The sequence below is a fragment of the Marinobacter guineae genome (genome assembly GCF_002744735.1).
Classification (GTDB): domain Bacteria; phylum Pseudomonadota; class Gammaproteobacteria; order Pseudomonadales; family Oleiphilaceae; genus Marinobacter; species Marinobacter guineae.
This window is the reverse complement of record NZ_KZ319339.1, coordinates 1,577,663-1,598,053: the sequence shown is the minus strand read 5'-3', so window position 1 is coordinate 1,598,053 and position 20,391 is coordinate 1,577,663. Positions and strand designations below refer to the sequence as shown.

Annotated in this window: 20 protein-coding genes; 6 read left to right on the top strand and 14 right to left on the bottom strand. The window is 58.2% G+C overall.

What is annotated here, in order from left to right; all coding sequences use genetic code 11:
- Positions 1-47 precede the first annotated feature (47 nt).
- Positions 48-1,304 carry a conjugal transfer protein TraF gene (traF, locus tag CLH62_RS07440; protein ID WP_099617456.1) on the bottom strand — a complete coding sequence of 419 codons (1,257 nt, stop codon included), beginning with the start codon at positions 1,302-1,304 and terminating at the stop codon, positions 48-50.
- A gap of 248 nt (positions 1,305-1,552) precedes the next feature.
- Between traF and CLH62_RS07435 the strand changes: the two genes are divergently transcribed.
- Both CLH62_RS07435 and CLH62_RS07430 read left to right on the top strand, forming a co-directional pair.
- Entirely contained in the window at positions 1,553-2,101 is a 549-nt protein-coding gene (locus CLH62_RS07435) for an LPP20 family lipoprotein (RefSeq protein ID WP_099617455.1), read from the top strand.
- A 9-nt stretch (positions 2,102-2,110) separates the two neighbouring features.
- Positions 2,111-3,337: a flagellar assembly protein FlgT gene (locus CLH62_RS07430; protein WP_099617454.1), complete on the top strand. Its 1,227-nt coding sequence runs from the start codon at positions 2,111-2,113 to the stop codon at positions 3,335-3,337.
- Between the two features lie 10 nt (positions 3,338-3,347).
- On the opposite strand, the gene CLH62_RS07425 is transcribed toward CLH62_RS07430, so the two are convergent.
- From CLH62_RS07425 to trhP, 8 genes are all read right to left on the bottom strand, one after another.
- Complete coding sequence (locus CLH62_RS07425) at positions 3,348-3,818, bottom strand: SufE family protein (RefSeq protein ID WP_099617453.1); 471 nt, start codon at positions 3,816-3,818, stop codon at positions 3,348-3,350.
- Positions 3,819-4,361 (bottom strand): putative Fe-S cluster assembly protein SufT, encoded by a 543-nt coding sequence (sufT, locus tag CLH62_RS07420; RefSeq protein WP_099617452.1) that lies wholly within the window; start codon positions 4,359-4,361, stop codon positions 3,819-3,821.
- 94 nt (positions 4,362-4,455) lie between these two features.
- Positions 4,456-4,809 carry a HesB/IscA family protein gene (locus CLH62_RS07415; RefSeq protein ID WP_099617451.1) on the bottom strand — a complete coding sequence of 118 codons (354 nt, stop codon included), beginning with the start codon at positions 4,807-4,809 and terminating at the stop codon, positions 4,456-4,458.
- A 13-nt stretch (positions 4,810-4,822) separates the two neighbouring features.
- Positions 4,823-6,076 carry an aminotransferase class V-fold PLP-dependent enzyme gene (locus CLH62_RS07410; protein ID WP_099617450.1) on the bottom strand — a complete coding sequence of 418 codons (1,254 nt, stop codon included), beginning with the start codon at positions 6,074-6,076 and terminating at the stop codon, positions 4,823-4,825.
- Between the two features lie 6 nt (positions 6,077-6,082).
- Positions 6,083-7,369: a Fe-S cluster assembly protein SufD gene (sufD, locus tag CLH62_RS07405; protein WP_099617449.1), complete on the bottom strand. Its 1,287-nt coding sequence runs from the start codon at positions 7,367-7,369 to the stop codon at positions 6,083-6,085.
- A 13-nt stretch (positions 7,370-7,382) separates the two neighbouring features.
- Positions 7,383-8,156 carry a Fe-S cluster assembly ATPase SufC gene (gene sufC / locus CLH62_RS07400; protein WP_099617448.1) on the bottom strand — a complete coding sequence of 258 codons (774 nt, stop codon included), beginning with the start codon at positions 8,154-8,156 and terminating at the stop codon, positions 7,383-7,385.
- A 64-nt stretch (positions 8,157-8,220) separates the two neighbouring features.
- Positions 8,221-9,669 (bottom strand): Fe-S cluster assembly protein SufB, encoded by a 1,449-nt coding sequence (sufB, locus tag CLH62_RS07395; protein WP_099617447.1) that lies wholly within the window; start codon positions 9,667-9,669, stop codon positions 8,221-8,223.
- A gap of 481 nt (positions 9,670-10,150) precedes the next feature.
- Entirely contained in the window at positions 10,151-11,470 is a 1,320-nt protein-coding gene (trhP, locus tag CLH62_RS07390; RefSeq protein ID WP_099617446.1) for a prephenate-dependent tRNA uridine(34) hydroxylase TrhP, read from the bottom strand.
- Between the two features lie 157 nt (positions 11,471-11,627).
- Between trhP and CLH62_RS07385 the strand changes: the two genes are divergently transcribed.
- On the top strand, positions 11,628-11,984 hold the full coding sequence (locus CLH62_RS07385; RefSeq protein WP_099617445.1) for a helix-turn-helix transcriptional regulator: 357 nt from the start codon (positions 11,628-11,630) through the stop codon (positions 11,982-11,984).
- 6 nt (positions 11,985-11,990) lie between these two features.
- Here CLH62_RS07385 and fabB read toward each other — a convergent pair whose 3' ends face one another.
- The 3 genes from fabB to CLH62_RS07370 form a co-directional block, all read right to left on the bottom strand.
- Positions 11,991-13,202, bottom strand: coding sequence for a beta-ketoacyl-ACP synthase I (gene fabB, locus CLH62_RS07380; protein WP_099617444.1), 1,212 nt, complete (start codon positions 13,200-13,202; stop codon positions 11,991-11,993).
- 11 nt (positions 13,203-13,213) lie between these two features.
- The gene (fabA, locus tag CLH62_RS07375) at positions 13,214-13,723 is read right to left on the bottom strand and encodes a bifunctional 3-hydroxydecanoyl-ACP dehydratase/trans-2-decenoyl-ACP isomerase (protein WP_099617443.1); all 510 of its coding nucleotides are present in this window, start codon (positions 13,721-13,723) and stop codon (positions 13,214-13,216) included.
- A gap of 341 nt (positions 13,724-14,064) precedes the next feature.
- Positions 14,065-15,249, bottom strand: a complete 1,185-nt coding sequence (locus CLH62_RS07370) for an NnrS family protein (RefSeq protein WP_099617442.1) — start codon at positions 15,247-15,249, stop codon at positions 14,065-14,067.
- A gap of 126 nt (positions 15,250-15,375) precedes the next feature.
- Between CLH62_RS07370 and CLH62_RS07365 the strand changes: the two genes are divergently transcribed.
- Positions 15,376-15,753: a SirB2 family protein gene (locus CLH62_RS07365; protein WP_099617441.1), complete on the top strand. Its 378-nt coding sequence runs from the start codon at positions 15,376-15,378 to the stop codon at positions 15,751-15,753.
- A gap of 16 nt (positions 15,754-15,769) precedes the next feature.
- On the opposite strand, the gene CLH62_RS07360 is transcribed toward CLH62_RS07365, so the two are convergent.
- Both CLH62_RS07360 and CLH62_RS07355 read right to left on the bottom strand, forming a co-directional pair.
- Complete coding sequence (locus CLH62_RS07360) at positions 15,770-16,597, bottom strand: ion transporter (protein WP_099617440.1); 828 nt, start codon at positions 16,595-16,597, stop codon at positions 15,770-15,772.
- Between the two features lie 123 nt (positions 16,598-16,720).
- Complete coding sequence (locus CLH62_RS07355) at positions 16,721-18,043, bottom strand: MFS transporter (protein WP_099617439.1); 1,323 nt, start codon at positions 18,041-18,043, stop codon at positions 16,721-16,723.
- A 298-nt stretch (positions 18,044-18,341) separates the two neighbouring features.
- Here CLH62_RS07355 and CLH62_RS07350 point away from each other — a divergent pair, with 298 nt between their 5' ends.
- Positions 18,342-18,803, top strand: coding sequence for a universal stress protein (locus tag CLH62_RS07350; RefSeq protein ID WP_099617438.1), 462 nt, complete (start codon positions 18,342-18,344; stop codon positions 18,801-18,803).
- A gap of 46 nt (positions 18,804-18,849) precedes the next feature.
- Positions 18,850-20,352, top strand: a complete 1,503-nt coding sequence (locus CLH62_RS07345; protein WP_099617437.1) for an MFS transporter — start codon at positions 18,850-18,852, stop codon at positions 20,350-20,352.
- The last annotated feature ends 39 nt before the right edge of the window (positions 20,353-20,391 follow it).

Sequence of the window (20,391 nt, the reverse complement as noted above, 5' to 3'; positions counted from 1 at the left end):
GCCCGGCCGGGATGGCCCGGGCGAGCTTTCGCTTCAGGTGGTGGAGATCAGAATGCTGTGCCAATCTCCAGGGCAGCACCGACATCGGCATCACTGTACAGGGCGCCAAGGTCAAGGCGGGCGCCCAGAATGTTCAGGCCGAGTCCGGCGGTGAACTGGGTTGATTCCTCAATGCCGTCGTTGTCATCATTGCTGGCAAGGTTGTGGCGAACCCCGACACGCAACTGGGCATAACGGAAGGCATCGAATTCCGCGCCCAGGGCCAGCCACTGGGTGTCGTCTTCAAAGCCGAATGCTTCTTTTTTGGTCAGATCGATTTCCGCTGTGACCACATGGAACTCGCTCTTATGGGCAATGCCGACGGTTGCCATCGGGTTGAGTTCGAGGGTGCGGACTTTTTCGCCCAACAGTGGGCGGCTGGCGGCGGAGTCCAGTTCCATGGGGATGAGGTTTTTAACCACGATCCCGGCATTCCACTGTTGCTCTTCACCGAACGCGTAGGTAGCGCCGATATCCAGGTTGAAGCCGCTCTTGTCAGTCTGGTACTGATCGCCATCGAATTCGTCGTCTTCGAAGCCTGAAATTGTCTCGGTATACTGAAACGTCTGCAGGTTTACATACTTGGGCGACACGCCAAGCTGCATGCGTTGACCATTTGATAATTCAAACTCCCGGGCGAAGCTGACGCCAACCTCGGTAACGGCAGAGGCGAGAATCTTGCCGCGGGATTCCAGGGTATCCGTGACGCCCGGTGCTGGCAGTGCGCCATTTTCAATAGCTGCGAGGATGGTATCGTCGTCCTCGTCGTACTCGCCCCGAACGGTCGCGGTCAGGTTGCCGTTGGTGAAAACACCCACCGACAGCTGCTTGCCGGGGAAGGCGATCGACAGTCCGAGGCCGGCGTTAACACGGGCGGTATCCTGGTCAAAGGCCTGCAACTGGTCACGGAGCTTGCCGGCCTGATTCTCTGCTTCTGTCTGGTTCAGGTCGTTGATGGCTTGTTCGAAATCATCAATGGTGTCCTGAATCTCGTCGACCTGATCAACGGTCTCTTCTTCATCTGCAACCTGAGCGTTGACAGATAACAGTTGCAGGCCGAAATCGTCAGCCCAGTCGTGGTGATTGCCGGCCATCAGGGCAGGGTTGGTTGCTGCCGCATCGGAGGGATGCGCAACCGCAACGCCGGTGCCGCCCATGGCAAAAGACCTGGCAGACATAAATGACTGCGGGCTCGCCAGTGCCGAGGTGGTGGCAATGGAAAGGCCAATGGCCACTGAGAGCTTGGTCAGACGAGTTCCGGTCATGAAGAATCCTGTTGAGTAAAAATGCGAAATAGATATTACGTGGCTGAAAGGTTAATGCAGAACCTTGTCTGGCACATGACACAAGGGGTAACGGTTTGTTTTCGATGTGTAAACGGAGGCAGGTTTTTGCCGCATGGCCCGGCCGGGGGTGAGCGTTTTATGTCCGTTATGCGGAATATCAGAGGCTTAGCAAAACTGGCGTAATTCTTTCATGGTAGCCCGGAAATGACGTTTTTTGGAGAGAAGCAATGACCCTTCGCTGGATACTCATCCCTCTGTTGGCAACGAGTCTTGTTGCCTGTGCGCCGGTTGGCAGTTACCGGTCCGATGACGGTAACCGGTCCCGGGATGACACGAAGTTGGAGCCGATCACCGTTCGGGTCAGCGGCCTTGGGACTTATGAGAATGTCGGCACGGACCGTTCGGATACCCGCAAGCGTCTTATGGCCCGGCGGGCTTCGCAGCTGGACGCTTACCGGAACCTGGTAGAGCGAGTATACGGAACCGTGGTTTACGGCAGTTCCACCGTCAATGACTTCGTTTTGCGCAATGATACGTTCCGAACCTATGTTGACAGCTACCTCCGCGGCGCCAAGCTGGTCGCGGTCAACGAGCACAGCGACGGGGTCTTTGAAACGGTTATGGAGCTGAAGCTGGAACCCCGGTTCCGGGCCTGTGTTGCCAAGGTTGCTGATGATCAGGTTCGGGACCTGTGCCCGATCCCCATGCCCCAGGAGAATGACAGCGTCGGCGATGTGCAGAGCAAGGGCGTCGATTCCCTGTATTACCTTGAGTGATATAAAGTTATGAAGCGTTTGTTGTCACTGCGTTGGTCATCACTGTTAGTACTGTGCGCTCTCGCCTTGCCGCTGGTGTTTGCCACCGGGGCGCAGGCCGTGGTTCTGGAAGGTGTGGGCCACGCCAATATCTACAACGGGGATCTTGAGACCGCCCGCGCTGAGGCCCGCAAGTCGGCCATCCGGGACTTATCGCTGCAGTATGAAGCCCGGGTGAGCACCCAGGACACCATGGAGAATGGCGTTATCACGGAGTCACAGGTTCGCCTGGCCTCAAGCACGCGGGCAAGAAATGTTCGGATTGTCGACGAGTACCAGAGCGGTAATCTGCTGCGGGTGGTGGTTCGGGGCGATATCAGTGAGAGCCGAGGCCAGTGCGGTGCGGGTGAGGCGAGTCGGCTTAAAAAACGGGTCGCCGTCACCGGTTTTCCGGTGCTCCACCCGGACCAGACCCGTATAGGGCGTATTGGCGACGCCGGCGAAATCTTGCCGCAACAACTCCAGCAGCGGTTGATGGAACGGGGTGGCTTTCAGGTCTTTGGCGCTACCCGGTCGCGAATGTTTTCCGATCTTCTGAATGCACCCACGGTTCAGCAGGGCAATAACCGGCTGACCAATGTGTTGCAGGTGGCCCGTGAAATGGGGGTTCAGTTCGTCGTAACGGGCGTTATCCGGGATCTGGGCGTGGCGGACCCGTCCGCCTGGGGCACGTCGGTTCTGGACCGGATGCAGCGGGGTATTGGCACGGTGGATCAGCAACGTCGCTTTGCGGCGGATCTTGTCGTCTATGACGGCTTCAGCGGTTCACCGATCTATCAGCAAAGGTTCGCCACCTCGTCGGACTGGAACGCAGCGCCCGGCAGCTCAGCCGGCTTTGGATCGGAAGGTTTCCGGAAGACCGCCTATGGCCAGTCTGTGAATGGCGTCATTGAAGAAATGGCGACAGCCGTTACCGAGGCATTGGCCTGTCAGCCTTTTATTACCCGGATCACCCGGGTGGATGGATATTCAGTGACACTGGAATCCGGCGCAACGGCAGGGCTCCGGCCTGGTGACGAATTGCAGCTGTACCGGAGCACGGGGTATCTGGATGCGCCTGGCGCCACTCCGGAGCTGACGGACAGCCAGCTGTCCGTAACCCTGGACAGGGTTCAGCCTCAGTCCAGCCGCGGAACCATGCCCCAGCTGGGCGGTATCGTGAATATTCAGAGGGATGATATCGCCATCCTGTGGTAGGCGGTCGCCGTCAGTCGCTGGTGCGGGCCAGCTCGGCGGCGGCAATATCGCGAATCTTGCCAACCATGGCCCGCAGGCCGTTGCCCCGGGTGGGGGAGATGTGACGGAACAGGTCCAGCTTCTCGAACAGCTCATCAATATCGGTGGCCAGCAGATCCCTTGGGGGTTTCCCGTTCAGGGCCACCAGTATGATGGCGGCCAGGCCACGCACAATCATGGCGTCTGAATCAATCAACAGGTAGAGCCGGCCGCTGGTTTCGTCGAAATGGTGAATCAGCCAGACCTGGCTCTGGCAGCCGTGCACGTAGTTCTCTTCAATTCGGGCATCGTCCGGAAAGGCCGGCAGCTGTTTGCCCAGGTCGATAATATAGGCGTAGCGCTCTTCCCAGTCGTCCAGCAGCTCGAAGCCATCAAGAACGTCTTCCAGAGTGGTGTCTTTTCCGAGCGGGTTGGTCAGAAAGGTCTCTTTGCTGGCAGTCATTTACAGCATTCCCAGTTCAAGCTTGGCTTCGTCGGTGAGCATGTCGTTGCTCCAGGGCGGATCGAAGGTCAGTTCCACGGTCACCTTGTCCACATTGGGCACATGCTCAAGCTTGCGCCGGACGTCTTCGGTGATCACCGGCCCCATGCCGCAACCGGCAGCAGTCAGCGTCATCTTGACGTACACGTGGTTGCCGTCTTCCGTGCCGTTCTCGATCTTGCACTCATAGATCAGGCCGAGGTCCACTACATTGACCGGAATTTCCGGGTCGTAGCAATTGCGCATGGCTTCCCACACCTGGTTCTCGTTGACGGTGCCGTCTTCCGGGGTGTCGAAGCTGCTTTCCAGTGGCTGCTTGCCAAGGGCATCGGCATCTTGGCCTTCAATACGGGCAAGATTGCCGTTCACGGCAACCGTAAAGGTGCCGCCCAGTGACTGCGTGATGGTCACGAAGGTGTCCGACGGAATCATAATCTCGGTTCCGGAAGGAACAAGGCGGGCTTCCACCTCGCGTTTGGTCAGGACCACTTCCCGTTCTTGCATGCCTGTTCGGGCCTCGCTGTTTTCTATCTTTGGTGTCGGATTACGCTGCGCTAATCCGACCTACCTGTCTGTGTTCTGGGTGAGGTGATACGAGCTACGCTACGGTAAAACTCTCGCCGCACCCGCACTCGGCGGTGGCATTCGGATTGCGGAACTGGAACATGGAGTTCACGCCCTCAGTGACAAAGTCGATCTCGATGCCGTTCACCAGAGGCAGGTGTTCCTCTTTGACGAACACGTCGACGCCATCAATATGGAAAACCTTGTCGTCGGCCGCGACATCTTCCACCCATTGGGTTTCGTATTTGAAACCAGAGCAGCCACTTTTCCGGATGGCCAGCCGGATACCTTTGGCGTCCGGTTTCTTCTCCAGTTGTTTGCGGACATGTCGAACCGCGTTGGGCGTCATGGTGACGGCAACGGTCGGGGTGAAGACTTCAGCTGTCATGATTCCACCTCCATCAGGCAAACAGGCGCTGGACTTTCTGCAGGGCGGTAAACAATGATTCCACCTCGTCCAGAGTATTGTAGAACGCAAAGGAGGCCCGGGCTGTACCGGGAACTCCGTAGAAATCCATCAGCGGCATGGCACAATGGTGGCCGGTGCGGATGGCGATACCCTGCTGATCCAGCAACGTACCTATATCACTGGGGTGCAGACCGGCAATTTTAAAGGACATGACCGGCACTTTCTGTTTCGCGGTGCCGATGATTTCCATGCCAGGGACTGTCTCCACCAGCTGGTTGGCCCGCTCCAGCAGGGCTGATTCTGCGGCTTCCATGGCGTAGCGGTCCAGGCCATTGAGATAGTCGATGGCGGCTCCCAGCCCCACGGCTTCAGCAATGGCCGGAGTGCCGGCCTCAAACTTGTAGGGCAGGGTGTTCCAGGTGGTGCGTTCGAAAGAGACCCGCTCGATCATCTCGCCGCCGCCCTGGTAGGGAGGCATCTCTTCCAACAGCTGGGCCTTGCCATAGAGAACGCCAATGCCAGTGGGGCCAAACAGTTTGTGGGATGAGAACGCATAAAAGTCGCACCCCAGCGCCCGGACGTCCGGCTGATAATGGGGCGCTGCCTGTGCGCCGTCCACAAGAGTGATGATGCCGCGGGCTTTGGCCTGCTCCATCAGTGCCGCCACTGGGTTCACTGTTCCCAGCACGTTGGAAACGTGGGTGATGGCCAATATCCGGGTTCTGTCATTCAGCAGGCTCGTGAAAGACTCCAGGTCCAGCTCACCCTCGGGTGTTACCTGGACAGGAACCACTTTCGCGCCGGTACGCTCGGCAATCATCTGCCAAGGCACAATGTTGGCGTGGTGCTCCATGTAGCTGACCAGGATCTCGTCGCCGGCTTTCAGGCGTGGTGCCAGGCCGTTGGCCACCAGGTTGATGGCCTCGGTGGTGCCACGGGTCCAGATGATTTCCCGGGTGCTTTCGGCGTTCAGGAATCTGCGAACGGTTTCCCGGGCACCTTCGAAAGCGGCGGTGGCCCGATCCCCGAGGGTATGGGCACCGCGGTGAACGTTGGAGTGCATTTCACGGTAATAGCGGTCCATGGCGTCCAGCACTGCCTCTGGTTTCTGGGCCGAAGCGCCATTATCCAGATACACCAGGGGCTTGCCGTTCACCTGCTGTGACAGGATCGGGAAATCCCGGCGGATAGCCTCCACATCGAAAGTGGGGCGCTTGGCGGTGTTTGCCACGGACAGATCGGTCATAACCGGTTATGCCTCCTGGAATGTCTGTTCGAAGAAGTGGTTCAGGCGGCCCTGGGCCGTTTCCCGAACTGCTTCAACCGGGATCTGCTCTACCAGCTCGTTAATGAATGCCATGGTGAGCAGAACATTGGCTTCGCGCCGGCCGATACCCCGTGAAACCAGGTAGAACAGTGAGGTTTCATCTAGCTGGCCGATGGTGGCCCCGTGGGCACACTTCACGTCGTCTGCGTAGATTTCCAGTTCCGGCTTGGTGTCGATTTCTGCACCATTGGACAGCAACAGGTTCTTGTTGTTCATCTCCGCGTTGGACTTCTGGGCGTCCTGATGGATATGAATCCGGCCGTTGAAAACCGCGTGGGACTGGTCCGCAGCAATGTTGCGATAGGTCTCCTCGCTGTTGCAGTGGGCCGCAACATGCTCAATGGTGGTGTGGTTGTCGTAGTGCTGTTTGCCCTGGGTTACCACCACGCCGTTGAGTTTGCAGTCGGCACCTTCACCTTCCAGCCGAACCTGCAGATCGTGCCGGCGCAGGGGGCCGCCAAAGCCGACACAGTGGCTTTCAAAGCGAGAGCTGCGCTGCTGCAGGACACCCGTAGAGCCAATATGCTGAACATTCTCGCCTTCCATGTTCAGGCGGATGCTGGTGACGTTGGCGCCTTCACCAAGATTCATTTCGGTGACTGTGTTTACCATGGCCGATTCAGTGCCGCTGGATATGTACTCTTCTACCAGGGTGATCTGGCTGTTGGCACCGGCATCCACGTAAATGCGCGGATAGGCGGAGCCACTGGCGTCGGCGTTGGTCTCGTGAATAATGAACAGTGGCTGGTCCAGCACCGCACCGGGCTTGAGACGAATCAGCAGGCCATCTTCAAACCGAGCGGTATTCAGGCGGGAGATTTGCACGGACTGGCTATCCAGGGCGTGATCCAGGCGTTCGGCGAGCCAGGTGGCCGTGTCGCCGTCCAGGTCTTCGAAGCGCTCGATAGTGATGCCATCCAGATCCGGGTAGTCGCTGGCTTCGGGCATCATGATGCCATTCAGCACCACGACCTTGTAGCCGGGTACCGCCAGACTGCTGCCGGATTTGCCATCGGCAGGCAGAGAAATGGCCATTTCATCGGTCAGCTTCAGGTACTTGCTCGAGTACTTCCAGTTCTCTGTTTTCCGCGTCGGCAGTGGCAGGTCTACCAGGCTTGAGCTCTGCTGCCTGCGCAGTGCCGCCAGCGGTTCCGGTAGGGTGTGCCCGGCCGGATGCAGGAACGCGGTAGAAAGTGTTGGTGCTGGTTTCATTCCGCGCACTCCTTTAATTGGCCGAACTGTTGGCAGTTTCTTCTTCCTTTATGCCGAGCCAGCCGTAGCCGCGTTCTTCAAGCTCCAGGGCCAGCTCACGGCCACCGGATTTAACGATCCTGCCCCCGGCCAGCACGTGCACGTAATCCGGCACAATGTGGTTCAGCAGGCGCTGGTAGTGGGTCACCATCAAGATGGCGCGATCTTTCGCGCGCAGGGCGTTAACGCCGTTGGAGACCACCTGCAGGGCGTCGATGTCCAGCCCGGAATCGGTTTCGTCCAGAATCGCCAGCTTCGGCTGCAGCAGAAGCGCCTGCATGATTTCATTGCGCTTTTTTTCGCCGCCGGAGAAGCCCTGGTTCACGCCACGCTTCAGGAATGCCGGGTCCAGATCCACCTGTCTGGAGACCTCTTTGGCCAGCTTCATGAACTCCGCCGCGTTCATTTCGCTCTCACCCCTGTGATGGCGTAGGGCGTTCACCGCAGTACGCAGGAACTGGAGGTTGCTCACGCCGGGAATCTCCACCGGGTACTGGAATGCCAGGAAAACACCTTCGCGGGCACGCTCTTCGGTCTCCAGTTCCAGCAGGTTCTCGCCGTTCAGTGTCACTTCGCCTTCGGTAACTTCAAATGCCTCGTTACCTGCCAGTACCTGCGACAGGGTGCTCTTACCGGAGCCATTCGGGCCCATGATGGCGTGAACTTCCCCGGCCTTGATCTCCAGGTTGATGCCTTTGAGGATTTCTTTGCCCTCAACGGATGCGTGCAGGTTCTTGATGCTCAGCATTTGTTGGCTTCTCTCTATTTCTGAATCTGTATGAATTCGTATGCAGTCTATGGGCCGGCCCGGGTTAACCCACCGAGCCTTCAAGGCTGACTTCCAGCAGCTTGCCGGCTTCCACAGCGAACTCCATTGGCAGTTCCTTGAACACTTCCTTGCAGAAGCCGTTCACGATCATGGACACAGCCTGCTCGGGGTCGATTCCACGCTGGCGGCAGAGGAACATCTGCTCGTCGCTGACCTTGGAGGTGGTCGCCTCGTGCTCGACAATGGCGGATTTGTTCTTGCTTTCGATGTACGGGAAGGTGTGGGCGCCACAGCGGTCGCCGATCAACAGCGAATCACACTGGGTGAAGTTGCGCGCACCTTCCGCACCGGGGCCGAATTTCACCAGGCCGCGGTAGGCGTTGGAACTTTTGCCGGCGGAAATGCCCTTGGAGATGATGGTGCTGGAGGTGTTCTTGCCCAGGTGGATCATCTTGGTGCCGGTGTCGGCCTGCTGGTAGTTGTTGGTCAGCGCTACGGAATAGAATTCGCCCACGCTGTTGTCACCGCGCAGAACGCAGCTCGGGTACTTCCAGGTGACCGCTGAACCGGTCTCGACCTGGGTCCAGGAGATTTTGGAGTTCTTGCCGATGCAGGCGCCACGCTTGGTCACGAAGTTGAAGATGCCACCCTTGCCGTTTTCATCGCCCGGATACCAGTTCTGTACTGTGGAGTACTTGATCTGGGCATCGTCCAGAGCTACCAGTTCAACAACTGCGGCGTGCAGCTGGTTTTCGTCCCGCATCGGCGCGGTGCAGCCTTCGAGGTAGCTTACGTAGCTGCTGTCTTCGGCGATGATCAGGGTTCGCTCGAACTGCCCGGTGTTGGCCGCGTTGATGCGGAAGTAGGTGGACAGCTCCATGGGGCAACGCACACCCTTGGGCACATAAACAAAAGTGCCATCGGAGAAGACTGCGGAGTTCAGGCCGGCGAAGAAGTTGTCGCCAGCAGGAACTACGGAGCCCAGGTATTTTTTGACCAGCTCCGGGTAATCCTGGATCGCCTCGGAGATGGAGCAGAAAATCACGCCGGCTTTGGCCAGGGGCTCTTTGAAGGTGGTCGCTACGGAAACGGAATCGAATACTGCATCGACAGCCACGCCTGCCAGTTTTTCGCGCTCATGCAGGGGGATGCCCAGTTTTTCGTAGGTTTTCAGCAGCTCCGGATCCACTTCGTCCAGGCTCTGGGGCATGTCTTCGGGGCGCTTGGGCGCGGAATAATACGATATCGAATCGTAATCGATTTTCGGGTAGCCCACATGCGCCCAGTCCGGCTCATCCATCTCGAGCCAGCGACGATAGGCTTTAAGGCGCCACTCCAGCATCCACTCCGGCTCTTTCTTGATGCCGGATAGGCGGGCGATAACGTCTTCATTAAGGCCGGGCTCGAACGTGTCGGATTCGATGTCTGTTACAAACCCGTACTCGTATTCCCGTTTGATCAGCTCGTTCACCTCGGTGTCGGTGGTCGCCATGATCGTCGCTCCGTATTCTCTCATCGCGGGCTTTCGCCCTTGGTGTCGCCGGCAGCCTCGTAGGCGGGCTGTCGATCGGATGTCATCAGTTTGGGTGTTGCAGTGGTCGCTCATCCGGTGAGTACGCCCTGCAATCGCTTTTTGGATGACGGATTTCTGGTGCCCTGATGCTGAAACATAAGCAGAAATGCAGGCTGAATCCGTTGCTTCTGGCTGGGGATTATACAATACCAGAGTAAATTAGTCAGGTATTAATTTGTGCGTGGAATGATTATACCTTAATCGGCCTTTGGGGCACTAAGGGGCTGGGTGATGGGCCCTATAGCTTATAACTACGGGGACTTCAGATTTGGTGCAGGGCGGCGTGCGCGGACCGCCTCCCCAGACACGCCGTGAACCCATCCGTGGGGGCTTGGTGTTGCCATCCCTGGCAACACACAGTCTGTGGAGGCGGTCCGCGCACGCCGCCTGAGACTAATTGCTAAACGCCGAGGGACAAGATTTTGGTGAGGTAACTATGTTCCAGGGACCAAGGAAGATCAGCCGGTTTTGGAATTCGAACGATATGCCCGCTCCCAGGCGCATATTCCATGGCCTGGCCGTTTCGGTTTTCCATGATACTGGCCGAGAACCGGATGTTGCCGGCCGGGTTGATCAGTTCGAGTTGATCGCCGGGTGCGAATTTGTTCTTTACGTCGATGGTCAGCCATCGGTCATCCGCATCGGTAATAGTGCCGACAACCTGCTGGGTTCCGAGGAACGAGGAGCCCTGTTCGTAGGTCTGGTATTCCCGGGGTACGTGCCGGCGCAGGAAGCCTTCGGTGTAACCGCGATTGGAGAGGGCTTCGAGTTCGTCCATCAAACTCATGTCGAAGGGCTTGCCGTTCATTGCCTCGTCGATGGCGCGACGGTAGACCTGGGTGGTGCGGGCAACGTAGTAGGTGCTTTTGGTTCTGCCTTCGATTTTCAGGGAGTGGACACCCATCCTGGCCAACTCTGCCACGTGCTGAACTGCCCGCAGGTCCTTGGAATTCATGATGTAGGTGCCGTGTTCGTCCTCGTAGGCGGGGATGAAACCGCCGGGGCGGTTCGGCTCTTCCAGCAGGATTTCCTTTGGTTCCACTTCCTGAGCGCCGCCATTGCCGCAGGTGGCGATGAGGTCACCGGTCTGGTCGTGGCTGTGTTGGACTTCCTTGTAGTTCCAGCGGCAGGCGTTGGTGCATGCGCCCTGGTTGGCGTCCCGGTGGTTCATGTAGCCGGAGAGCAGGCAGCGGCCGGAGTAGGCCATGCAAAGGGCGCCGTGCACAAAGACTTCCAGTTCCATGTCGGGGACCCGGTCACGGATCTCGCGAATTTCGTCAAGCGCCAATTCTCTGGAGAGGATGACCCGGCTGATGCCCTGTCGGCGCCAGAATTCCACGGAGGCCCAGTTAACCGCGTTGGCCTGCACCGAGAGGTGTATGGGCTGGTCCGGCCATTTTTCCCGAACCAGCATGATCAGCCCGGGATCAGACATGATGAGGGCATCGGGTTTCTGTTCCAGTACCGGCGCCAGATCTTTGAGGTAGCTGCGTACCTTGTTGTTATGAGGTGCTATGTTTGAAACAAGGTAAAAATGCTTGCCAAGTTCGTGGGCTCTTGCGATTCCGGCCCCGAGGGCTGCAACGTCTTTGAAACTGTTGTTCCTTACTCTCAGTGAGTAGCGGGGCTGGCCGGCGTATACGGCATCCGCACCGTACGCGAAGGCTGTTTCGAGGTGTTCAGGGGTGCCGGCGGGGGCAAGCAGTTCCGGGGTATTCATGTGGGCTCCGGGCGATTCTGTAAGCGGGGCATTTTGCCGTATGTTGGCGGGCGTTCCCTTGACCCTGCTCAAAGGTTGTATTGATTGTTTTCGGCTAACATGTGTACGCTCACAGCATGGCCGATGTGGCCACAGGATGAAAAAGGAGGAGTTCCAGATGGGATCAAAGCCTCTGACGCCAGAGGTGGCGCGGGCTTCGCTGAGTCTGAGGGTGAGTTCCCTGATCAGCGTACAGCTTGCCCGTGGCAAGGTTGGTGTTGAAGTGGTGGCGTCGCAGCTGCATATGAGTCGTTACACGCTGCACAAGAAGCTGAAGCGCGAAGGCCTGACGTTTGCCCGCTTGCTTGAGGAGGTTCGCCGTCAACAGGCGCTGACCTACATGCAGGACCGAACCAAGCCGCTCGTGGAAATCGCTGAGCAGCTCGGGTTTTCGGAGTTGAGCGCATTCAGCCGGGCTTTCAAGCGCTGGATGGGAACATCCCCGGCTGAATATCGCTCTGTCAGGCTGTCCTGATCCGGATCAGACCTTTTTGAACACCAGCGAGGCGTTGGTGCCGCCAAAGCCGAAGCTGTTGCTCATCACCAGGTCCAGATTCTGGTTGTCCATGCGTTCCCGGACGATCGGGTAGCCTTCCGCATCTGCATCAAGAGTCTGGATGTTGGCGGACGGAGCAATGAAGCCCTCGCGCATCATGAGCAGGCTGTAAATGGCCTCATGCACCCCTGCCGCACCCAGGGCATGGCCGCACAGTGGTTTGGTGGAGCTCAGTGGCGGGATCTTGTCGCCAAAGGTTTCTTTCAGTGCTTTCAGCTCGGTGACGTCGCCGGCAGGGGTGCTGGTGCCGTGGGTGTTGATGTAGCTGATCTCGCCGTCCAGATACTTCATGGCCTGCTTCATGCAGCGCACTGCGCCCTCGCCGCTGGGGGCAACCATGTCGGCGCCGTCGGAAGTCGCACCGAAACCGACGATCTCGGCCAGAATGTTTGCGCCGCGTGCTTCTGCGTGTTCCAGCGCTTCGAGGGCCAGAACACCGCCACCACCGGATATAACGAAGCCATCCCGGTTGGCATCATAGGTGCGCGAAGCCAGCTCCGGTGTGTCGTTGTACTTGGTGGACAGGGCGCCCATGGCGTCGAATAGCAGGCTCAGCGTCCAGTGGATATCCTCGCCGCCGCCGGCAAACATCACATCCTGGCGGCCCAGGGCAATCTGGTCTGCCGCGTGGCCAATGGAGTGGGCACTGGTGGCACAGGCGGAGGTAATGCCGTAATTGATACCGCGAATGCCAAAACCGGTTGCGATAGAGGCGTTAATGGCGCTGCCCATGGTGCGGGGCACGCGGTAGGGGCCAACCCGGCGGATACCGCGATCGCGGTGAGTGTCGATGGCATCGAGCAGCTCGACCGTGGAGGCGCCACCCTGGCCGAAAATGATGCCAGTGGTGTCAGCCTTGATGTGTTTTTCAGTCAGGCCTGACTGTTCAATGGCTTCCAGCATGGCCAGGTAGGTGTAGCCTGAGGCCGGGCACATGAAGCGCCAGAGTTTACGGTCAATCAGTTCCGGCAGGTTCAGGTTGATCTGCCCGCAGACGTGGCTGCGCAGACCGCTATCCCGGGCTTCTTCACTGAAGCCGATACCGGAGCGGGAGTCCTTGAGGGATTGGGCAACTTCCTTCTGGTTGGTACCAAGGCTGGAAACGATGCCCATACCGGTGATTACAACGCGACGCATCTTGTTAGCTCCTAAAAATCATCGGTCGAGGTGAACATGCCAACCCGGAGGTCCTTGGCGGTGTAGATTTCCCGTCCGTCCACTTCCATCCGGCCATCGGCAATTGCCATGGTCAGTTTGCGCCTGATCACGCGCTTGAGATCCAGGCGGTAGGTCACCTTTTTGGCAGTGGGCAGAACCTGGCCGGTAAACTTCACTTCACCGGAACCCAGGGCGCGCCCCTTGCCTTCGCCGCCACCCCAGGCCAGGAAGAAACCGACCAACTGCCACATGGCGTCCAGACCCAGGCATCCGGGCATAACGGGATCATCAACAAAGTGTACCTTGAAGAACCAGAGGTCCGGGTTGATGTCGAGCTCGGCCACGATACTGCCCTTGCCATACAGGCCATCGTTGTCTGCTATGTGAGTGACGCGGTCGAACATCAGCATCTCATCAATGGGCAGACGCATGGAGCCAGGGAAGAGTGTGCCGTGGCCACATTTGATCAGGTCTTCTTTATCAAAATGATCCGGGTTCATAGTGCCAGTATCTCTGTTACAAAATGATTTCCTCATACTTTAGCTCGAATTTGGCATTCGGGTATTGACCATTAGTGGATGATTGGCATTTTTTGCGGGAAATCGAGGCATGGATCGGTTGAAAGATTGGTGCAAGCCAGACGCCGGCACCCCCTCTCCAAAACACGCCGTGGACCCCCTTCGGGTCCGGACTGCAATCATAGATTGCAGTCGTTCGCCTGCGCATGAAGCTAAGCTTCATAAACGCTTGTCTCACCCATGGGGGTTGGTGTTGACATCCCTGGCAACACACAGTTTTGGAGAGGGGGTGCCGGCGTCTGGCCCGGAACTTTTCAGGGGCCTTAACCGGCTTTACCATCGGGCCTTGGGCTGGCCAGGACTCTGGTGTAGCGGTACAGAAATACGCCGAACGCAAACAGCCACAGCAGGGTGCTGCTGCCGATGCCCGGGTGCCAGGGGATGATTTCAAAGGCGGTGAGAACCCGGATAAGTGCTGCCAGATGAATGGCAATAAAGGCGGTGACCATGCCTTTGGGCAGAATCAGCGGCCGGCCGGTGTGGCCCAGGGAGACCCGGGCAATTACGCCGAGAATCAGGCAGGCCACCGCGCCGGTGCCAGCGGCGTGGCTCCAGGCGTTGGTTGGCCAGCCGGCAAGCAGTGCGCCCGCCAGCAGGAACAGGGCCACCGGCACCCAGAGGATGGACAGGTGCAGAATCCAGAGCAGCGGATCTTCGCGAACCAGCCAGCCTTTCCAGCCTGCGAGACGAGCCAGCATCAGGGCGCCAGCAACAATAGCTAATACACCGGTGACGGTTTGCCAGCCAGTGACCAGCGAGGCCATCAGTAGAATCAGGCTGAACAAGGTGGCCATGTCCAGTGCTGGGGTGGTTTTCACAGCGGTACTGTCCAGCCCTCGCTGGCGAAGCCAGCCGGTGGTAAAGGCCGGAGTGATGCGCCCGCCAATGATGCTGATCAGCGCCATGGCCATGATCAGGGCGCCGTAACTGAAGGTCATATCCAGCCGGGTCACGAATCCTATCTGCATGAGCCAGAGCAACCCCAGGACCAGCAGGATCAACAGCTGCCGCTTCTGGCGAGCATGCCAGATCCGCCAGCCGGCATCGAGCATGACCAGAGGTAGAAATGCCAGGTTCACGCCATGCACCAGCCAGTCCGGCAGCCCCGCGCCGAAGGCAAGGAGAAGGCGGCCAGCCAGCCAGACGCCCCAGAGCAGTAACAGGCGCAATCCGTGGGTGCGCTCCGTCTGGGTCCACACGCAGACCGCGGTCAGCAGGAAGCCGGCAATGGCCGCCGACAGGAAACCGAACAGCATCTCATGCTGATGCCAGAACAGGCCCGGCAGGGCAAGGGGCAGGTTGATAACGCCGGTGACCTGCATGACCCAGAGTGGAATGGCCAGTAGCGCCAGTACCGCCATGGACAGGAAGAAAATCCGGAACGGGTAGCTGAACAGCTGGCTGATGCTGGCGGCTTCTGATTGACTGGTTGAGGGGATCGCCTGCATGGTTGTCTCCGCTTATACATGTAATTGGAGTACATGTTATATGTGAACCGATAGAAAGAACATACCCGGTTGGGGGTATCTTTGCTTACAATGCTGCTATCGTTTTGATTCACAACAGGATGATTTATGAGTGGCTACCTGATTCTGAAAAGTGTCCATATGACCGCAGCCTACCTGACGGTAGTGCTGTTTGCCCTGCGTCTGTTGCTGGATGCGGTTGGGAAGCCTGAGTGGCGGAAAACACCGCTGCGCTGGATTCCTCACGCGAACGACACAATCCTGCTGGTGGCAGCCCTCAGCCTGTTGTTTGTGACGCCCTGGATGCCGTTTGTGCACGGCTGGCTGACAGCCAAGATCTTTCTGCTGATTGGTTATATCATTGCCGGTCTTTTTGCGCTGAGAACAACACTCGGAGCCCCGGCGCGGGTGGCAGCGGCAGTGATTGCGCTGGTACAGATCACCGCCATCTTCCATCTGGCGTTGAATAAGCCGGTCTTCTCGTAAGCGCCGCCTTTGGTTGTTATTCCTGGTTCCTGCCCGCCACCTGCCGCGTCAATTCTTCCAGTTGTCGCTGCATGCCCTGGAGCTGGCGGGCAATCTCATCCCGCTCGTCATGGGCCTTCTGCGCCTCCTTGGCGTTCTGCTCTTCGCTCATGACCTCGAGAATCGCGCCGATCATCATGTTCAGGAATACGAAGGCGGTCAGGAAGATGAACGTCAGGTAGTAAACCCAGCTGAGCGGATACTGCTCCATGGTGGCGTACATTACATCCGTCCAGTCTTCAAAGGTGGCGACCCGAAAGAGGGTGAGCATGGCAATGGCGACGTCGCCCCAGAGTTCCTCATCGACGCTGGCGAAAAACATCGAGCCCATGGCGGCGTAAATGTAGAAAATGATGAACATCAGCAGCGCAATGTAGCCCATGCGGGGAATGGCTTTTAGCAGGGAGTTGATCAGAAAGCGCAGCTCTGGAACCACCGACACCAGACGCAAAACCCGGAACACCCTCAGCAGACGCCCCAGCAACACTGCTTCCGAGTTATCCAGAGGAATCAGGCTGCCAATCACCACCAGGGTGTCGAACAGGTTCCAGCCATCGAGGAGAAACCGCCGTTTGACCGGGCTGGCGGAAAAACGGAACAGAATCTCGATCAGGAAGAACAGGGTGATGGCGTTGTCCATCACTGTCAGGCTCTGTTCTGCCAGAACTGGCAGGTCGTAGGTCTTGGCGCCAATCGTCAGTGCGGACAAGATGATGATCGATATCACCGCCGTCTGGAAAATCTTGCTGGATTCGATTCGCCGCAACTGGCTGAAGCCTGAGGCAGGGTTCATTTCCGGGGACATAGGTTAAAGCTCTCCAGCGGTAGTCGGGCAGCGGAGGCTCGCTGAGCTCCTGAGTGAACCGGAATTATACGCGAAAAAAAGCCCCCGAAGATGGGGGCAGAGAGGCGAAATTACGAATTCGGGTTACGGTTTTTTCCGGTTCAGTGGGTAGAACAGTTGGGGAGAAGCCAGCTCTGGCAGATCGGTTCTCTCCTCGTTGGCAGCCCACTCAACCCGCTCTGCGGAACGTATTGCGTAGTGCATCCAGGCCAGTGCGGCCGCGACGATGACGAACATCAGCATGAAGCAGCTCTGCCAGATGCCGGTCAGATCGTTCAGCACGCCGAAGGTCAGCGGCAGAATGAAGCCGCCAAGGCCGCCGATCATCCCGACAACACCCCCCACGGCGCCCACGTGCATCGGGTAGTACACCGGAATGTGCTTGTACACCGCAGCCTTACCCAGGGACATGAAGAAACCCAGAATAAAGATAAGCGTCACAAACATCGGCAGGCTCATCTCCAGGGTAAAGCGGATATCGCCGTCGATGCCCTGGACCACATACTCCGTGGGCGGATAGCTCAGCAGGAAGGTACACACAACCGAGGCGCCAAAGGTCCAGTACATGACCCGGCGGGCGCCGAAACGGTCCGACATCCAGCCCCCCAGAATACGGAATAGCGACGCCGGAATGGTGTAGAGCGCTGCAATGATGCCCGCGGTCTTGATGTCCAGGCCGTAGACGCCGATCAGGAAGTGGGGCAGCCAGAGCGCCAGGGCGACAAAGGCACCGAACACGAAGAAATAATACAGGGCAAACCGCCAGACCCTCAGCTCACGGAGTGGTTCCATCTGCTCCATGAAGGTTTTGGCCTTGGCGCCGGCCCGCTCCGCGGCCATCGGGTCTTCTTTGGCTAATAGGATAAAGACCACGCCCATAACGGCCAGCACAGTGGCGTATATCTGTGCCGTACTCTCCCACCCGAAGGCGACCAGCAGGAACGGGGCCCCGAAATTGGTCACCGCAGCACCCACGTTACCCGCGCCGAAAATCCCCAGGGCTGTTCCCTGGCGTTCCGGTTCAAACCAGGCGGCCGTGTAGGCCACCCCGACGATAAAGGCCCCGCCTGCCAGGCCGACACCCAGGGCGCCCACCAGCAACATGAGGTAAGTGGTTGCGAAGGTGAGCAGGTACACGCACGCGGCAGTGGTGAGCATCAGGATGCCGAAAACCCAACGGCCGCCGTAGCGGTCCGTCCAGATGCCGAGGAACAGCCGGCTTATGGAGCCGGTAAGAATGGGTGTTGCCATTAGCAGGCCGAGCTGGGTATCGGACAATCCCAGATCTTCACTGATGCGAATCCCGATGATGGAGAAAATGGTCCACACCGCAAAGCACAGGGTGAAGGCAAATGTCGATAAGCCTAGTGCTCGGTATTGCTCTGGCTTTGATGGGATGTTGGCCATATTCCGCTCCCTCCGGACATTGATCAAAAGACGTCTGAACACACCTCTTAAACCTTATCAAAAACAGGGTTTTTCGATGCAGGGCATTGGAGGTACCTCCAGCTGGGTGCGCTGGTGGTAGGCAATGGGAGGTTTTCGTGGCCAGGGGGATAGACCCCTGATTTCTCTCGTGGGGTACGCGCTGTCAGCGTTGATTTACGTCAATTATGGGTGGCACCGGAGTGTGGGCTAATGCTGACAGATATCAATGGCTGCCCCTTGCAGGAGCGCCGAAAACGCCTTCGGGAGAACCCAACAAATGAAAATTATGATTGCCTACGATGGTTCGCGCAATGCCAGGTTGGCTCTGGCTCAGACCATCACCATGTTCCGCGATCTCAAGCCCGTAATCACCCTGGTTGCGGTTGCTGAAAACCCGCGGGATATCACCTCCGGAAACGAAGACATGTTCCAGCAGGAACTGGCTGATCTAAAGAAGCATCTCGTCGAGGCCATGGGCGTGTGCGAGCAGGAGGAGATTTCCGCCGAAACGCTGCTGCTTGAGGGGGATGCGCGGAAGATGCTGCTTTATGCCGCCGAGAAAAAGATCCACCCGGACATGCTCGTTATTGCGCGCCATAGCCACGAACCGGACGGTGGATTTATCGCCCGTTCGCTGACCTATTTCGTGGACGAACTGGACTACATGACCTTCGGCAGCGTGAGCTCCTTCCTCGCTCGACGGATCCAGTGCCCACTTCTTATTCTGCCCAGCCGTTGAGCCTGGCGCCTAACCGTTTCTGTATCTGAAAGCCCAGGAGGCTGACATGAAAGTGGCAGACGTTTTCCACGTCAAGAATCCGGAGATCAGGGCCCTGCACCTGACCTGGATTGCATTCTTTATTACCTTCTATGTGTGGTTCAACATGGCGCCGCTGGCATCGAGCATGCTAAAAAGCGTCAACTGGCTCACCGCCGATGACCTCCGCCTGTTTGCCATCTGCAACGTGGCCCTGACCATACCTGCCCGGATTGTCGTGGGCATGGCTCTGGACCGTTTTGGCCCCCGCCGGGTGTTCTCCGTACTGATGGTGTTGATGTCGATCCCGGCCCTGGTGTTTGCCTTCGGCAACACCATGACCCAGCTCCTGGTCAGCCGCCTGGTGCTGAGCTCCATCGGTGCCAGTTTTGTGGTGGGCATCCATATGACCGCCATGTGGTTCAAACCGAAAGACATCGGCTTTGCCGAAGGCTTCTATGCCGGCTGGGGCAATTTCGGTTCCGCTGCTGCGGCCATCACTCTGCCGACCATCGCCCTGCAAATGTATGGCGGTGAGGACGGCTGGCGCTGGGCCATTGCCCAAAGCGCTATCGTGATGGCGGCTTACGGCGTTTACTACTGGTTTGCCATTACCGACGGCCCTGTCGGCACTGTCCATCGCAAGCCGCGCAAGGCGGTGGCCCTGGAAGTCAGCAGCTGGGGCGATATGATCAAGCTGATTCTCTGGACCATTCCGCTGGTGGGTGTGCTCGGCATCCTGGTATGGCGTATCGAGAACATGGGCTATCTGAGCGCCACCGGCGCGGCGATCTGCTACGCCGCGATTGTGGCCATTGTGTGCTACCAGGTTATCCAGATTCTGCGGGTCAATATTCCCATACTGAAACAGGGCGTGCCTGAGGATGACAAATACCCGTTCAACAGTGTTGCCGCGCTCAACAGCACCTACTTTGCCAACTTCGGTGCCGAGCTGGCGGTAGTCTCCATGCTGCCGATGTTCTTCGAGGAAACCTGGAGCCTGAGCGCCACCGCAGCCGGCCTGATCGCCGCCTCCTTTGCCTTTGTGAACCTGGTGGCACGCCCGATGGGCGGCCTGGTCTCGGACCGCATGGGTAACCGCCGGTTCGTGATGCTCAGCTACATGTTCGGCATCTCTGTGGGCTTCGCCCTGATGGGCCTGATGAACTCCAACTGGCCGCTGATCATTGCCGTGGGCATTACCGTATTCACCTCGTTCTTTGTGCAGGGTGCCGAGGGTGCTACTTTCGGAATCATCCCCTCCATCAAGCGACGCCTCACCGGCCAGATATCCGGGATGGCGGGTGCCTACGGCAACGTCGGCGCGGTGGTATACCTGACCATCTTCACCTTTGTCACTCCGACCCAGTTCTTCTACATCATCGCCGGTGGCGCATTTATCAGCTGGCTGCTGTGCATGATGTGGCTGAAAGAACCTGAGAGTGGTTTTTCCGAGGAATACCAGTTGTCCTCTGTGGACCTGGAGATTGAAGAGGAAGATCGTCGCCGGAAGGCTGCCGCTGCCACCTGAGTTCAGTCGAGCAAAAAGCCCGCACGGAGTGATCCCTGC